The organism is Candidatus Eisenbacteria bacterium (assembly GCA_035712145.1).
Taxonomy (GTDB): Bacteria; Eisenbacteria; RBG-16-71-46; order RBG-16-71-46; family RBG-16-71-46; genus DASTBI01.
Map to the genome: position 1 here is coordinate 1 of DASTBI010000269.1, position 15,831 is coordinate 15,831.

At 68.0% G+C, this 15,831-nt stretch carries 13 protein-coding genes; 1 reads left to right on the plus strand and 12 read right to left on the minus strand.

The genetic code is table 11. From position 1 onward, the window contains the following. Positions 1 to 126: 126 nt before the first annotated feature. The 12 genes from msrA to VFQ05_18720 form a co-directional block, all read right to left on the minus strand. A complete protein-coding gene (gene msrA, locus VFQ05_18665; GenBank protein HET9328793.1) occupies positions 127 to 681 on the minus strand; it encodes a peptide-methionine (S)-S-oxide reductase MsrA in 555 nt (184 codons plus the stop codon). After that, a complete protein-coding gene (locus VFQ05_18670; protein HET9328794.1) occupies positions 682 to 1,080 on the minus strand; it encodes a hypothetical protein in 399 nt (132 codons plus the stop codon). Positions 1,081 to 1,184: 104 nt separating this feature from the next. Beyond that, positions 1,185 to 1,736: a hypothetical protein gene (locus VFQ05_18675; GenBank protein HET9328795.1), complete on the minus strand. Its 552-nt coding sequence runs from the start codon at positions 1,734 to 1,736 to the stop codon at positions 1,185 to 1,187. Between the two features lie 234 nt (positions 1,737 to 1,970). Then, on the minus strand, positions 1,971 to 3,818 hold the full coding sequence (locus tag VFQ05_18680) for a L,D-transpeptidase family protein (protein HET9328796.1): 1,848 nt from the start codon (positions 3,816 to 3,818) through the stop codon (positions 1,971 to 1,973). A gap of 77 nt (positions 3,819 to 3,895) precedes the next feature. Continuing rightward, positions 3,896 to 5,143: a transcription termination factor Rho gene (rho, locus tag VFQ05_18685; GenBank protein HET9328797.1), complete on the minus strand. Its 1,248-nt coding sequence runs from the start codon at positions 5,141 to 5,143 to the stop codon at positions 3,896 to 3,898. Positions 5,144 to 5,828: 685 nt separating this feature from the next. Next, on the minus strand, positions 5,829 to 6,734 hold the full coding sequence (locus VFQ05_18690; GenBank protein ID HET9328798.1) for a hypothetical protein: 906 nt from the start codon (positions 6,732 to 6,734) through the stop codon (positions 5,829 to 5,831). Between the two features lie 17 nt (positions 6,735 to 6,751). Then, positions 6,752 to 7,675: a hypothetical protein gene (locus VFQ05_18695; GenBank protein HET9328799.1), complete on the minus strand. Its 924-nt coding sequence runs from the start codon at positions 7,673 to 7,675 to the stop codon at positions 6,752 to 6,754. Continuing rightward, complete coding sequence (locus VFQ05_18700; protein HET9328800.1) at positions 7,675 to 9,090, minus strand: sigma-54 dependent transcriptional regulator; 1,416 nt, start codon at positions 9,088 to 9,090, stop codon at positions 7,675 to 7,677. Before VFQ05_18700 ends, VFQ05_18695 begins: the two co-directional genes overlap by 1 nt. A gap of 9 nt (positions 9,091 to 9,099) precedes the next feature. Next, entirely contained in the window at positions 9,100 to 10,392 is a 1,293-nt protein-coding gene (locus VFQ05_18705) for an ATP-binding protein (protein HET9328801.1), read from the minus strand. A gap of 25 nt (positions 10,393 to 10,417) precedes the next feature. Further along, positions 10,418 to 10,849, minus strand: coding sequence for an MOSC domain-containing protein (locus VFQ05_18710; protein ID HET9328802.1), 432 nt, complete (start codon positions 10,847 to 10,849; stop codon positions 10,418 to 10,420). Beyond that, positions 10,846 to 12,270, minus strand: coding sequence for a dihydrolipoyl dehydrogenase (gene lpdA, locus VFQ05_18715; GenBank protein HET9328803.1), 1,425 nt, complete (start codon positions 12,268 to 12,270; stop codon positions 10,846 to 10,848). The genes VFQ05_18710 and lpdA overlap by 4 nt, the downstream gene beginning before the upstream one ends. A gap of 76 nt (positions 12,271 to 12,346) precedes the next feature. Continuing rightward, positions 12,347 to 13,078: a tetratricopeptide repeat protein gene (locus tag VFQ05_18720; protein HET9328804.1), complete on the minus strand. Its 732-nt coding sequence runs from the start codon at positions 13,076 to 13,078 to the stop codon at positions 12,347 to 12,349. Between the two features lie 125 nt (positions 13,079 to 13,203). On the opposite strand from VFQ05_18720, the gene VFQ05_18725 reads away from it, so the two are divergent. Then, positions 13,204 to 15,825, plus strand: coding sequence for a 5'-nucleotidase C-terminal domain-containing protein (locus VFQ05_18725; protein HET9328805.1), 2,622 nt, complete (start codon positions 13,204 to 13,206; stop codon positions 15,823 to 15,825). Positions 15,826 to 15,831: the final 6 nt, after the last annotated feature.

Below are 15,831 nucleotides of genomic sequence, written 5' to 3' on the forward strand. Positions count from 1 at the left end.
GGGCAGATACCTCCAGACCCGGTCGAGTTGGCTGTGGCCTGGAGATCCACTATGGCCACGGACCCAGAGAGGGAGTCAACAGAAAAGACAGCGACCGCCGGCGCCGCGTGGGGAGCCGGAAGGCGGCTACGATCGACCGGCGGGCGCGGACTTCAGCCGCGCGGCGTACTTCTGGCGCAGCTTGCCCATCTTGGGCGTGATCGTCGCCCGGCAGTAGGGCTGGTCGCTGTGCCCGCGGTAGTAACCCTGGTGGTACCCCTCGGCCGGATAGAAGCGATCGAGCGGCTTCACCTCGGTCACGATCGGATCGTCGAAGGCGCCCTCCGCGGTCAGCCGGGCGATGGTCGCCTCGGCCGCAGCCTTCTGCTCGGGCGTGCTGGTGAAGATTGCCGATCGGTACTGCGTGCCGACATCGTGGCCCTGGCGGTTCAGCGTCGTCGGATCGTGAAAGGCGAAGAAGATCTCGAGCAGGTCCTCGTAAGTGATCGCCGACGGATCGAATTCGATCTGCACCGCTTCGGCGTGCCCGCTGCTCCCTGAGCACACCTGCTCGTAAGTGGGATCGGGCACCGTGCCGCCCGCATATCCGGACGTGACCGCTCGCACGCCTTCGAGCTGCTCGAAGACGGCCTCGAGACACCAGAAGCATCCGCCGGCGAAGGTCGCGGTCTCGGTGTTCATCTACTCGGACCGGGTCGAGGCGCTCATCCAGTTGAGCGCCTGATCCATGGAACGGAACACCTCGACCAGCTTGGTGCTCTTTGGATCCATCTCGCGATACGCCTGGTACATCCGCCCCAGCGCGAAGCTCACGTCATGCGGGGCGACGATCGCGAACTTCGAAGGATGATACGGGGTGTCCATCTTTGCCGACGTCATGGCGAGCGCCGCCACACGGTCCGTGGAAGGGAGGTCGATGCGCTCCACGTCGGTCATGTCGATCAGCTCGCTGTACCCCTCCACCTCGGGCCGCGACCAAACGTCGCGCTGGTAGCCGAACACGTCCGAATCCGTCATGACGCCGTAGCTTCGAGCGACGACCATCCGGTTCTCGTGCTCGATGCGGTACTCGATGGGCATGGGCGGGGACTCCTTTCGCCGGCGAAGATACAACCTGCGTCAACCGCGCACCGCGAACAAGAAGCCCGCCCGGTCACCGGGCGGGCTTCAGAGACCTTCCCTGGTCAGCTTCGTGCGGGCGCCGGCGTCATGCCGTCGTCGAGCAGGTCCTCGAACAGGGTCCTGAAGTGGATCATGGCCTGCCGGAGATCCTCGGTGGCCGCTTTCCCCTTCTCGACACGCAACGCGATGTCGTGCGCCGCCCGATAGTTCTCGACCACGCGCGGATGGTCCACGGAGATGTCCGCGGAGCGCTGCTCGAAGTCGCCCATCGGATAGCCGCGGCGCCGCATCACTTCTTCGACCAGCCGATCCGCTTCGTGTACGGCGGCTTTTGGATCGTCCACGAACCTCGCCTGCTCGCTGCGCCACATCTGCGCGAAGTGGTCGCGGTCGGAGGCCGGCAGCGGATGGATGGAGAGCTTCTCTACGCGCTTGGCGCGGCGGTCGAGCTCCTTCTCGGCACGGCCACGCCCGCGCTCGCGAACCTCATGGTCGTACTCGGGGCCGAAGCGCTCCTTCAACGCGCCCGACCGCCGATTCTTGATAATGGCCGAGATCACCATGGCCACGATGATCATGCCGACGATCAAGACGATCGCGGTTTGGGTATCCATGACATTTCCTCCCTACGGCCGACACGATCTCGTATGACAGGTCTCGGTCATCGCTCGAGAACCGAGTCTGCCGAGTCGTCGCCCCCGAGTACCGCAGCACGCGTGCCAACGATGGATGCCGGCCAGAATCCTGGATTTTCGGGTTGATCGGCGCCGCGCCCGGCGGCTGGTGTAAGAAGGGAACGGATCTCGATGAAGATTCTTCGACTTCCAGCCAAGGCTTCAGGCGAAAGGTCAACGCTTCTGCCGCGATCGCATGGCCTCGAGCCGCGCGCGCTGCCTGGCCTCCGCGGCGAGCCAGAGGGTGGACACCGCCACTCCCGGATTGAGGTCGAGGTCGCGGCTCGTTCGGCTCTTCAGTGCCGCGTCGAGGCGCTGATCAAGGCCGTAGATGTCTTCGCGATAGTTCATGCGGCCCACCGAATCCACCCAGGCCGTCCAGTAGAGGAAGTGGACCGGCACGCCTTTGGGCAGGCGCATGCGTCTCCAATTTCCCTGCGCCACCAGGCTATCCAGCCGGACCGAGTCCGTCGGCGCGGCGCCGATCAACGAATCCGCCAGCTCGACGGCGTGCTCGACGCGCACACATCCATGGCTGTAGTCGCGCACCGCGACACTGAAGCGGCTGCGCGCCGGCGAGTCGTGGAGGTAGACGTCGTATTCGTTCGGGCACATCAGCTTGATGTTGCCGAGCGGATTGTCCGGCCCGGCATCCTGGATGACGAGATACGGGAACGAGTCGGTCTGAGCGTTCTTCCAGGGCACCGTCTGAGGGTCGAGTGTGTCCCGCGTGGTGGCGGTCAGCGAATACACGTGCATGTGGTTGTCCTGGAGGTAGCTCTTGTTGCGCCGAATGGCGGGCGCGATCTCCTTCTGTACGACGCTCGGCGGCAGGGTCCACGTCGGGTTCACCTCGAGATACGTGATCTGGTCGCTGAACACCGGAGTCGGACTCTTTCGCTTCCCCACCACCACCCGCATGGCGCGAATGATCCGCCCCGCCTTGTAGATGTCGAGGCGGTAAGCGGGGATGTTGACCTCGACCCTTTGTGAGCCGAGCGAGTCGGGGAGCCAGCGCCAGCGCTCGAGGTTGAGCTCGATCTGGCGGATGCGCTGCTCGACCGGCACGTTGAGGGCCAGGCGGGTCGCTTCACCCACGACGCCGCTCACCGGGATCCCCATGCGCGCCTGCCATCCGCCGACCGCGCGCTCCAGCTTCACGTCGAACACCGTGTCAGAGCCGGTGGCCTTGAAGTCCCCGGTCCACGACAGACGGCGAACGAGCTGCGCCACGCGCCGGCCACGATCGCCGAGCTTGAGCGGCGGCCCCGCCCCGACCGGCGCCCATCCACCATCCGCGGCGATCGAGCGATAACGCGCCAGCGCGTCGCGCAGCCGCCGGTACCCAGGGTGCCATGGCTCCATCTCGGTGAAGAGCTTCGACGGATCGCGTCCCAGGGTGCGCTCCAGCGCCTCGATCTTTCGAGGCGTGAGGCTGTCGACCACCCAGTCCGCATCCAGCCAGCGGCGGGGCACCCGGCCCGGGCGCATGTGCTCCGCGATCCGCAGTACGGCATACGTGGCGGCCACGTCGAATCGGGCCATGATCCGGGGGCGCATCCGCACCGCCGGAGGGTTGTCGCGCTCGGACTGGGTCGCGAGGCGGTCGAGGTGCGCCCAGTCGTAATCCGCAGGATCGAGACCGGCGTCCTGCACGCGGTGGATGGTGTTGAGCAGCTCCTTGGCCGACTGTCGCAGCTCGCGACCGTTTCCCCAGTAAGGCCTGTGTTTCCGCTGCCGGTAGAGGGTCGCGACCCGCGACCACGTCACGGCGAGCCCCACGGTGTCGCTGATGCCGAGACTTGGAGCACCATCGGCGAGCACCGCCTCGATCTCGTCTTCGATGCGAAGTGGCTTCGGAGCTTCGACCGCGGGTTTCCGCTCCTTGCCGCAGCTCGAGAGCGCGAGCATGAGCCCGATCAGGCAGGGCACGGCCCACCGCTTCACCACGATCTGTATCGACATCGGGTTCAGGAAGCGGCGACCGGGTTGGTCGTGAACATGGAGCGGGCCACGCGCCACGCTCCCATCCTGGAAGGGCAACGCATCGCATCACCTCATCATGAGTGGATGCTGCGGGGAGTGCGGGCCGTGTCGGGTTACTGGTTCATGCTCTCCAGGAACTTCTTGTTCGTCTTGCTGTCCTGCATCTTGTTGACGAGGAATTCCATGGCCTCGACCGGGTTCAGCTCGTTGAGGAACTTGCGCAGGATCCAGACCCGTTGCAGGAGCTCAGGCGGCATCAGCAGCTCTTCCTTGCGCGTTCCCGACCTGTTGATGTCGATGGCGGGGAAGATACGCTTGTCGGAGAGCTTTCGATCGAGCACCAGCTCGCTGTTGCCGGTGCCCTTGAACTCTTCGAAGATCACTTCGTCCATCCGCGATCCGGTCTCCACCAGCGCGGTGCCGATGATGGTCAGCGACCCGCCCCCTTCGATGTTGCGGGCCGATCCGAAGAAGCGCTTGGGCCTCTGGAGCGCGTTGGCGTCGACGCCGCCCGACAGGATCTTGCCGGAGTGAGGCACCACGGTGTTGTGCGCGCGCGCCAGGCGAGTGATGGAGTCGAGCAGGATCACGACGTCGCGCTTGTGCTCGACCAGCCGCTTGGCCTTCTCGATCACCATGTCGGCGACCTGGACGTGACGCTCGGCGGGCTCGTCGAACGTGCTCGACACCACTTCGCCCTTCACCGTGCGCTGCATGTCGGTGACTTCCTCGGGCCGCTCGTCGATCAGTAGCACGATGAGCACGCACTCGGGATGGTTCTCGGTGATGGCGTTGGCGATCTTCTGCAGGAGGATGGTCTTGCCCGCCTTGGGCGGCGAGGTGATGAGCGCGCGTTGCCCCTTCCCGAACGGACACAGGAGATCGATGATGCGAGTCTCGATGCATCGGTCCTTGGTCTCGAGGTTGAGTTTCTCCTGCGGATAGAGCGGCGTGAGGTTGTCGAAGAGGATCTTGTCCTTGGCCGCCTCGGGGCTCTCGAAGTTGACGGCTTCGACGCGGAGCAGCGCGAAGTAGCGCTCCCCTTCCTTCGGCGGCCGCACCTGCCCCGACACCGTGTCTCCGGTGTGCAGGTCGAACCGCTTGATCTGTGAAGGCGACACGTAGATGTCGTCCGGCCCGGGCAGGTAGTTGTAGGTCGGCGACCGGAGGAAGCCGTACCCCTCGGGCAGGATCTCGAGCACCCCTTCCGCGAAGATCAGACCGTTCTTTTCGGTCTGGGCTTCGAGGATCTTGAAGATCAGCTCCTGCTTGCGCAGGCCGCTCGTGCCCTGGATGTTCAGCTCCTGCGACAGATGCAGGAGCTCGGACATGGTCTTTCCCTTGAGCTCGGTGAGCTCCATGGTCTGGGTCGGCGTCTGGGGCGGCGCCTGCGTCGGTATCTGTGTCGTCTCCATGGCGATGGTCGCCTCTGTGTCGCCCCGCGGCGCGCCGTGCATCACGTGCGCCCGAGGCGTGGGCCGTGGGAGCGGGTCACTGACCCGCGGGCCGTGTGAGTGTTGGTGTGCGGAGCGGGTTGAGCTGAACGATTCCTCGAACGGAATCCGATTGGAACCCGTGGAGCCGCGATGCCGGACGGCTGAGAGTCGGGGAAACCTGGTAGCGCGGACCCTTGGGGGTGGGTGAAACTCGGTCCAGATCTGTGGAGTATCTGCGGACCTGGCGAACGCAAGATTAGTGACGGGGCACCTTCCTGTCAAGAGCTCGGCGCCGCTGCGCGCGAAGATCGTGCGCCGCGCTTTTGAAAGCCGTGCGGAATGCCGCCGCGGCGAGTGGGCGAATTCCCCCGCGCTCTTCCGTCACCGACTTCGTGCGCGCCAATCCTGCGCGCGGTGCGGCTCGGCGCCGCGCCCGTCCGTGGCACATCGCTTGCGGTTCTTCCGCGGGGAAGGATGGCGGGGCCCCTGAGGGGCCGTGTCCTGCCGATGAGCCTGCGCAACCTCCACCGCGGCTCCTCTTCCCGCCACCTCAAGAGCAACCGAACGGCCTGGGCGCCAGTGCCCGGGCCTTGCTCTTTGAGGCGGACGCTCAGCGCCGATCGACCGCGATTCGCGCAGCCGCGCACTCCAGCGTGATGCGATGGAGCGCCACGAGTCCCTGCTGGTCGAGCCACGGCCCGACGTAGCCTCCGGCCACGACGAACGCGATCGGCACACCGCGGCTGGCGCTCCACTCGAAGACCAGACGCTCGCGGGCTTCCAGCATCGGAACGTCGATCCCCGAAAGGCCCCCGGTCGTGCACAGCTCGCAAGGGTCCATCCCGGCGTTGTAGAGGCACAGATCCCAGGTCTGTCCTTCACGGTCGATCTCCGCCAGCTGGTCGCGAATGGTGGGAAGGTACTCCGCCGCATCCGCCACCATCGTGAGCCGCAATCGGCCACCGTCCGAATACGCGTCGAAGGCCGCCACCGACACATCCTCCTGCCCGATGCGCGGCTCGCCACGAATGAGCGACGCCGTGCCGCCGCCGCAGTGCGCATCGAGGTCCAGGATCAGAACGGAGCGCGCGCCAAGCGCGAGAGCTTCATGGGCGGCAATCACCAAACCGTTGAAGGTGCAGAACCCCGTTCCGCTGTCGCGACGTGCATGATGGAGGCCGCTCGAGAGCGACCCCGCCACGCCGCCTTCGAGGGCGGCGCGGACCGCGGCGACCACGCCGCCGTTGCTGGCCAGCACCATCGGCCAAAAGCCGGGATCCCACACGAAGCCCTGGGACTGCGCCAGCGCGCGAGGCGCTCCGGTCTCGACCGCCCGCACGTAGGCCGGATCGTGAACCGCGCACAGCTGCTCGCGCGTGAGAGGAAGGGGTTCCTCGAGACGGACCCCGGCGATTGGATCATGCTTCAGCGACTCGGCGATCCACGTGGCCTTGCGCGTGGTGTCGAACGCATGGGCGGAGAGCGTGTACGCCGGACTGTAGTAAACCGGAATCACGCTCGCTCCCCGATGCTTCAGGAGCCGGCGCGGCGCACGACGACGGAGTCGGGCTCGTAGCGCACCAGCACACCGTCCGGCGGAGGCTTGATGGGACGAATCGCGGCCCGCCGGTGGCCGCCCGCCTGCAGAGGCCCGGGAAGCCGCCATGTCGCCTGAACGTCGGCGAAGGCGCGGTCCATCAGCCGGCGCGGCGTGGTGATGACGGCCGTCACGCGCGCGGGCTCGAAAGAAAGGCTCGTCTCTTCGTCCGGCGCCTGCACCGCCACCGTGAAGCGGCGGGTGATTCCCGGCTCGAGAGGAATGCCGACCTCGACGTGATCGGGCATCATCGAGCACCAGTCGGGCAGCGACTGGGGCGCCACCGCGAGCATGAGCGTGTCGCGGCGCCCGGTGAGCGACACCGGCTGGAGATGCACGCTGTCGAGCGTCGCCAGCGCCGTCGCCGGCCCCGAGACCATGACGCGCGCCGGCCGGAGGTTCACCGTTCCGTCCCAGAGCGCCGACGGCGTGCCCTCCACCCGCACGGCCACCGGCACCTTTACCGTCGTGCGGCGATCGATGTCGAGCTCGAGGGTTCGCGGACTGACCAGGCGGTCGAGCTGCAGATGGACACCTTCGGGAATCGGCAGATCCTCCGCCCCGAGCGCGCGCTCGAAGTGGCCGACGTTCACGCCCGCCAGCGACACCTTGACCGGCGGCTCGGTGACGCGCAGCCGGATCAGCTGCTTGGCAGTGCCGCGAAGCTCGGCCTGAACGGCAGAGGGCGCCGGGCCATAGAGCGAGAGCGAGTCCGGCAGGTCGGTGATCATGATCGGGAATGTGACCAGCATCGTCGCCGGGCGATCGGTATACACGTTGAGATACACGACCACCGCCAGGAGCAGCGCCACGAGCTTGAGCCCGAGATTGTCGAACAGGATGCTCCGGAGCAGGTTCATCAGCGCTCCCCGGCGTCCGGAGCGCTGTCGAGAGCCTCTTCACCCGCTCCTTCGTCGCCTTCGCCCGGCGTGCGCAGCCCGTGCTTCTCCATCCGCGAGTAGAGCGTGCGGCGCGTGAGCCCGAGCAGTCGCGCCGCCTGGCTCTTGTTGCCGCGCGCCAGCTCGAGCGCCTGGAGGATCAGCTCGCGCTCCAGCTCCTCGAGCGAGAGGCCCTCCGGCGGGATCCGCGGCACCCAGGCGCGGCTCCCTCCCATGAGCTCCGGACGCGCGAAGGAGAGATGATCGGGACGGATGGGATCGGCGCCGGCGAGGATCAGCGCCCGCTCGAGCGTGTACTCCAGCTCGCGAACGTTTCCGGGAAAGGGGTAGCGCTGGAGCGCGGCCAGGGATTCAGGCGTCAGCTTCTCGATCGACGCGCCCTGTCGCGTCAGGAAGTAACCCGCCAGGCGCTCCACGTCTCCGGGGCGTTCCCGCAGTGGCGGCAGCGCGATCGGGAAGACGTTGAGGCGGAAGAACAGGTCCTCGCGAAATTGCCGGTCGCGCACCATCTGCTCGAGCTCCCGATTCGTGGCGGCGACGATCCGCGCGTCCACCCGCACCGGCTGGCTCCCGCCGACGCGATAGAAGGTCTTCTCCTCGATCGCCTGCAGCAGCTTGACCTGCAGCGCCAGAGGCACTTCGCCGATCTCGTCCAGGAACAACGTGCCGTGGTCCGCGTCCTCGAAGCGTCCTGGCTTCTGACGCACCGCTCCGGTGAACGCGCCTCTTTCGTGCCCGAAGAGCTCGCTCTCGAGCAGCGCTTCGGGCAGCGCGCCGCAGTTCACCTTGACCCAAGGACCGGCGGCGCGTCCGCTCGAGAAGTGAAGCGCTCGCGCGAACAGGTCCTTGCCCGTTCCGCTCTCCCCGCGCAGCAGCACCGTGGACGACGTCGGCGCGACGCGCTCGGCGAGCGCCACCGCCTGGCGGAGCGCCGGGGATTCTCCGATCACGGTGGTGAGCCCGCGACGCAGCGAATCGACCGTGCCTTCCAGACGGCGATTCTCGGACTTCAGGTCTTCCTCGCGTCCGAGCCGCTCGAGGATGCGCGCCAGCTCGTCGCGGAACTCCCCCTCTTTGTCGACGTAGTCGTACGCGCCCTCCTTGAGGGCGCGTCGCGCGGTGTCGATCGTGGCGTAGGCCGTCATCAGCACCACGTGGATCGATGGCCAGCGCCGCCTGACTTCCGCGAGCAACGCCAGTCCGTCGGGGGGCGGCATGCGCAGGTCGGTGATCACGGCATCGAAAGGAGCCGCGGCAAGCCGGTTCAAGGCCGGCTTTCCCCCGTTGACGAACTGCACCTCATGGCCCGCGTCCTCGAGCTCGAGTGCTGTCAGCTCGGCGTTCTTGATCTCGTCGTCCACGACCAGCACGCGCACCGTGTCCCCTCAGGATCGTTTGGGCAGACGGATCAGGCAGCTCGTCCCGCGACCCATTTCGCTCGTGATCGTGAGCGTTCCACCCGCGGACTCGACGAGACGCCGTGCCATGAACAGCCCGAGGCCCGTGCCCTGAGCCCGCGTGGTGAAGAACGGCTGTCCAAGCTTGTCCAGCACCTCACGTGGGATGCCTGGACCGTTGTCACGGATCGATACCTCGTACGCGCCGCTGTCGACATCGCTCACCACCAGCGTCCCGCCCTCGGCCATGGCCTCGAGCGCGTTCAAGATGAGGTTCAAATAGACCTGTTTCAAGCTCTCACTGTCGAGCGCGACCCGGGCAGTCGTGGCTCCGCGATTCCGCTCCAGCGTGATCTGCCGCGCGCGCATCTCTCCCTCGAGCAGGGCGAGGGTGGCCTCGAGGGCGAGGGCGGCGTCCCCGCGAGCGTCCTCGTCAGGGGCCGGCCTGGCGAATTGGAGGTAGCGCGACACGGTGTGCGACAGGCGGTCCGTCTCCTCCACCACGCTGTCGGCCATGCGCTGCGCTTCGGGCGACAGCTTGGCGAGCCGCTGCGCGGACCCGCGGATGATGGCGAGCGGGTTCTTGATCTCGTGGGCCAGGGTCGCGGTCAGCCGCCCCATCGCCACCAGATTCTCCGCCCGCGACAAGCGGCGCTCGAGCAGCAGGCTCGACCACGCCATGCGCACGATGACGGCGCCGAGGATCGCGAGCGCCAGCCCGATGACGAGCGTGGTGAGCCACAGCGAGCGGCCGAGACGGGACAGCTCGTCGAGGTACTCCGGCCGGGCCTCGAGCGCGACCACCGCCACCACTCGGCCCTCCTCCGTCACCGGCGCCAGGCCTGCCCTCAGCGCCTCGCGGCCGCGTCCGTACACCTCGGAGACCGCGGGATGCCCCCGATAGGCCTCGCGAAGCGCGTCGCGCGCCAGCGAGTCGAGCGGAGTCAGGCTCAAGGCGCGCTCAGGGCCGCGGGTGTCGTAGACGGTGACGCGCGCCGAGTCGAGCAGCGCCGCGTCCGCGGCGCGCGACGCGGTGCGAAGCTGCTCGATCAGGAGCTGGATCGCGATGTAGCCGGTGCCGTCCTCGCCGAGCCGGCGCGCGTCTTCGACGTCGGCGGGGCTGACCTGCGAAGCGCCGGTGGCGGCGAGAGCCACGAGCCGTCCCGCGAATTCGCTCTCCATCGCCTTGCGGATGCTGCGATAGGTGAGCCACGACAGGGTCGCGGTGGCGACCAGAGCGAGCGCGACGAAGGCGAAGGTGAGCGAGAGGGTGCGCGGCAAGGCCTTCCCCTCCCTGGGGCCGAACTCAGAGTGGTGGCTGGACCTCGATCGGATCGCCGACCGCGATGGCGCCGCCGCGGAGCACCCGGACGAAGCGGCCTCGCTGCCCCTCGAGCTCCTTGCGGAGACCGGGGCGGATGGCGTCCATCTGCTCGCACGGAGCGCAATGCGCGGCGATCTCGAGCGTGGTTTCGCCGATCCGGAGCCGCGTCCCCTTGTCCAGCCGATGCAGGTCGACGCCACGCACGGTGATCTGTTCGCGCACCGCTCCGGGCATGAGGCCGAATCGATCCAGGACCTCCTGCTCCATCACCAGCAGCGCCCGGCGACTGCCCGGCTTGGCGTGCCGGTCGCCATCGAGCCCGGCCCCTTCGCTGAGCGTGGCGCGATCCAGAGGGTTCCGCTCGCCGCGAGCGGGGCTCTTCTGAAGTGCGGTGACCACTGCCGAGCCGGTCATCGCGCCGCGGCCCGCGCTTCCTGACGGATCAGGTGGATCGCCAGTCCTTCAACGTCCTCGGCGGCCTCGCCCAGCGTCTCGGTCAGCGTGGGATGCGCGTGAATGGCCTGCGCCAGATCGCGCGCGTTCAGGTCCGCGGCGATGGCGAGCGAGCACTCGTGAATGAGCTCGCTGGCGCGCGCGCCGATGATGTGCGCGCCCAGCACCTGGTCGGTCTCGCCGTCGACGACCAGCTTGACGAATCCGGTGAGCTCGCCGTCGGCGATGTTGCGACCGTGGGCGCGGAACGGGAAGCGCCCCAGCTTCACGCGCCGCCCTTCGGCCTTGGCCTCGCGCTCCGTGAGGCCGACGCTCGCGATCTCGGGGCTGGTGAAGGTCGCGGCCGGCACCGCGCGCCAGTTGGTCTGCGCGGGATGGCCGGCGATGATCTCCACCGCGGCTTTGCCCTGCGCCGAGGCGAAGTGAGCGAGCTGGCGGATGTCTGTGACGTCGCCGATGGCGTAGACGTTGCGCGCCGAAGTCTGGAGATGGTCGTTGACCACGATCTTGCCACGGTCTCCGCGGGCGATGCCCAGGGACTCGAGGCCGAGACCGTCGGCCGCGGGCTTGCGCCCGGTCGCCACGAGCACGGTGTCGACTTCGAGCGTCTTTCCGCCGGCCAGCGTGAGCCGGACCGAGTCGCCCTCGCCGTCGGAAATGCCTTCCACCTTGGTGTTGGTGTGGATGGCGATCTTGTGCTTCTTCATCTCGCGCTCGAGCGTCTGGGCGATCTCGTCGTCCTCCGCCGGAACCAGGCGAGGGAGCATCTCGACCAGCGTCACCTCGGTGCCGATCGCCGCGAAGAAACAGGCGAATTCGGTGCCCACCACGCCGCCACCGAGCACCGCGACCCGGCGCGGCTGATGCGGCAGGTCGAGCGCCTCCTGGCTGGTGATCACTCGATGGCCGTCGAGCTTGAAGCCGGGAGGAAGCGTGGCCTGGGCTCCGGTCGCCAGCACGATGTTCTCGGCGACGATCTCACGGGTCTCGCCATTGGCGCCCGTGACCGCAAGGCGGCCGGGCGCCGTCAGCTTCGCCGCGCCATAGAGGATCTCGACCTTGCGTCCCTGCAGCAATGTCTTGACCCCCCCGGTCAGCTGGCCGACCACCTTGTTCTTGCGCTCGAGCAGCAGATTCCAGGCGATCTTCGGCTCGCCGACCTCGATGCCGTATTCCTTGGCCCGCTTGATCAGCTCGTAGAGATGAGCGGTGACGATCCACGCCTTGGTCGGAATGCAGCCCCAGTTGAGGCAGGTGCCGCCAAGCTGGTCCTTCTCCACGACGGCGGTCTTGAGGCCGAGCTGCGCGGCGCGAATGGCCGCCACGTAGCCGCCCGGGCCGGTGCCGACGATCACGACTTGGAAGCGCAGGGTTTCGCTCATTGCGGGCTCTTTCCAGGGCGAAGGAGAGGCACGGACTTTAGGAACGCGTCGGCAAGCATGTCAACCGGCGAGACGCCTAACCGCCGGTCCCGCGAGGCGCCTGTGGTCCCGATCCCTCCTGGACACGGTTCATCGCCTCGATCAGCGGCTGCCGCATCTCGGGAGGCGGGTCGGACTGCAGCGCGCGGTGGTAGTACTCCAGCGCCCGAGTGGTATTGCCGCTCCGCTCGTACACGATCCCCAGGTTGAAGAGGGCAATCGGATGGTGCGGGTCACGCTGCAGCGCGAGCAGGAAGTGGCGCTCGGCTTCATCACTCTGGCTCAGGTTGTAGTAGCAGACGCCGAGATCGACCAGCGCGCTCACCTGGCTCGAGTCGCGTCGCAGCGCGGCCCGATACTGGATGATGGCTTCGGACCAGTTACCGGTATCGTAGAGGACGTCACCAAGCCGGACTCGCGCCTCGACGTTGCTCGAGTCCCGGTCGAGCACCTGACGCAAGGAATCACTGCTCACCTGCTGGCGGGGCGAGGCCCCTTCGACGGGTGGCTTGGCCCGGTCCACGTTGGCTTTGACCGCCACGAAGATGACGACCAGGGCCATGATGGTTCCGAAGACGAGCCACAAGGAGAGCGCCTCGTTGCCGGTTCGCGGACGAGGCCGGCGGAGCCGCGGTCGCGGCACGAAGGTCGGCTCCGAGGCCTGCGGCGCAGCGCTCTCGGACTTCAGGGGGAAGCCACAGTGGACGCAGTTCTCGGCGTCGCTCGCGTTCTCGCGCCCGCAGTCGGGGCACCGAATCGTTTCCGTCATCCCACCTCCCGGAGTCGCGCGACTATGTCACCCGGTCGCGACCACCCGCAAGCGACGCGGGCGTACGGACGCAGTATCGCGATTGACCCTGGTTTCAGGCCAGTGCTAGCGTTTCGAGCATCCTCATGAAGCTCGGGTTCTCGATCTTGGGTTGCGCCGCTCTCCTCTTTCCCCACCCGAGCTCGCATGCCGAGGAGATCCGGCTCGACGACGTGGTCGCTCGCGCGCCCCGCGCCGTCGTGGCGGGGTCCGCCTTCGCCGACAACGCGCTGCTCGAGCTGCGTCATCGCGCCTTGCTGGAGGCCGGTCAGGCCCAGGTGGCGCTCGCGTTTCCGCTTCCAAGCGGAACCGTCATTCCGGCCGGACCGATCACGGTGCGCGAGGCGTTGGCCCTCGAGCCGCGCGACGAGCGCGTGGCCGTGATCGAGCTGACCGCCTCCGAGATCCAGCGTGTCCTCGAGCGGGCCGCGAGCGCCTACGCGGTCTACCGCTATGACGGGAAGGCAGCGCTGCTCGAGCCGGGCGCCGAGGAGTCGACCCTGGTGTCGGCGGAGGGCGTGAGCTACGAGATCGATCTCGAAGCCCCTCCCGGCCGCCGGATCGTCCACTACGCCTTCGGCGGGACCTCGCCGGACTCCACCAGGCGACTCAAGGTCGCGGCCACCAAGGGAACGCTGGAGCGGCTGGGTCTCGAGGCGCGGACCGAACCCGGCGCCCCTCGCATCCAGGACGCGCTGCTCGCGCGATTGCGAAAGATGGGAACGCTGGAGGGCGCCAGCGACCACAACTGGAGCGTCGTGCCCGACTACGCGCCCACGCCCGAGCGCCGGCTGATCGACCGTCTGGTGCGCCTCGGGGCCGCACCTCGCGAGGAAGTGCGGCGTCTGTTCCCCGATCAGCCCGCGCGCCGTGGGGATCTGGCGTACTGGCTCGGACGAGCCTATGGATGGCGGGAGACCAAGCTCTCGGGCGCGTATCCCGACGTGCCCGATTCGCTCGAGCCGTGGCTGGATGGGCTGGTGAAGCGCCGGATCGTGGGATCCGTGGGCACCGAGGAGTTCTTCAATCCCTTCATCGCGGTGCGCCTCCCCCAGATCCTCGACTGGTGCGAGAACGCCGCCCGGCATGCGCGCTACGCGCTCGACACGGACCCCGACCGCCGGTCCTTCCGCCGGAGCCTGCTGACCGGCACCTCGCTGATGGCGGGTGGAGGCCCGGCGCCTTCGGACACCGTCTCGCGCGCCCAGCTCCTCGGCCTGATCGCCAACGCGCGTTATCCGGTGGCCCGGGTGCTCGAGACGACCGACTTCCATGGCGCGATGGAGCCGGGCACGCGCGGGCCGCGCCATCGCGGGGGCTCCGTCGGCCTGGCGCAGACGATCGCCGGTCTTCGCGCCGAGAACCCCGAGGGGACGGTGCTGCTGGACGGCGGAGACGCGTTCCAGGGGACCATGATCTCGAACTACTCCTTCGGCCGCGCCGTCGTGGAGCAGATGAATCGATTGGGCTACACCGCCATGGCGATCGGCAACCACGAGTTCGACTGGACGGTGGACACCCTGGCACGCCGCGTCGACGAGATGCGGTTTGCCGCGCTGGCCGCCAACGTGACCGAGGCCCGCAGCGGGAAACGACCGCGCTGGGCGCGCAGCGACACGCTCGTCCGGCGCCGGGGCGTTCGCATCGGCGTGCTGGGTCTCGCCTATTCCAAGACCGCCTCGGCGACGCATCCGCGCAACGTGACCACGCTGCGCTTCGGTGACGACTCCACGGCGGCGGCTCCCCTGCCCGCGCGTCTGCGCAAGAGCGGCGCCGACGTCGTCGTCGGTGTGGGTCACATCCCCGGGACCATCGACTCCGCCGGCGTGGTGCACGGTTTGCTGGCGCGGGTCGCGAAGATCCCGGGGGTCGATCTCTGGCTGGGCGGCCACAGCCATACCTGGATCATGGGTGAAGTGCGCGGCATTCCGACGCTGATCCCCGGCTCGCACGGGGAAGGTGTGGCGGTGTGCGACCTGGTGGTCGATCCGCTGCGCCACCGGGTCGTCGAGCGTGACGCACGGCTGGTGCCGGTGGCGGCCGACGCGGTGCGCGACTCGGCGATGGCCGCGCTGGTCGAGCGCTGGAGCAAGGACGTGGATCGAGAGTCCCAGCACCCGGTCGGCTTCAACGCGGTCCGGCTCGGCAAACACCGGGGCGGCGAGAGCGCGATCGGCAGCGTGGTGGCCGACGTGATGCGCTCGGTCACCGGGGCCGAGGTCGCGCTCCAGAACAACGGCGGGCTGCGCGCGGAGCTGGCGGAAGGCACGGTGACCCGTGGCTCCATCTATCAGGTGATCCCGTTCGAGAACAGCATCTACACGCTGAGCCTGAAGGGCTCGGAGATCCGCCGCGTTCTCGAGGAAGCGCTCGCCACCGAGCGGGTCATCCAGGTGAGCGGCATTCGTTACCGGTTCGATCTGGGACGGCCTTCCGGCTCACGCGTCACGTCGCTCATGGACGAGCAGGGGCGCCCACTCGATGAAGAGCGGGTGTTTCGCGTGGCCTGCAACGACTACATGGCGGAAGGCGGAGACGACCTGGTGACGCTGAAGCGCGCGCGACTCAAGGTCGACACGACGATTGGCCTGCGCGACGCGCTGGAAGCGGAAGTTCGCGAGCGCTCGGCTCACGGCGCGCTGCGCTACGAGATGGACGGACGCGTCACCCGCGAGCCCGGGAGCCCGTTGCCGGCGCGAGGAGACTGAGCGGCC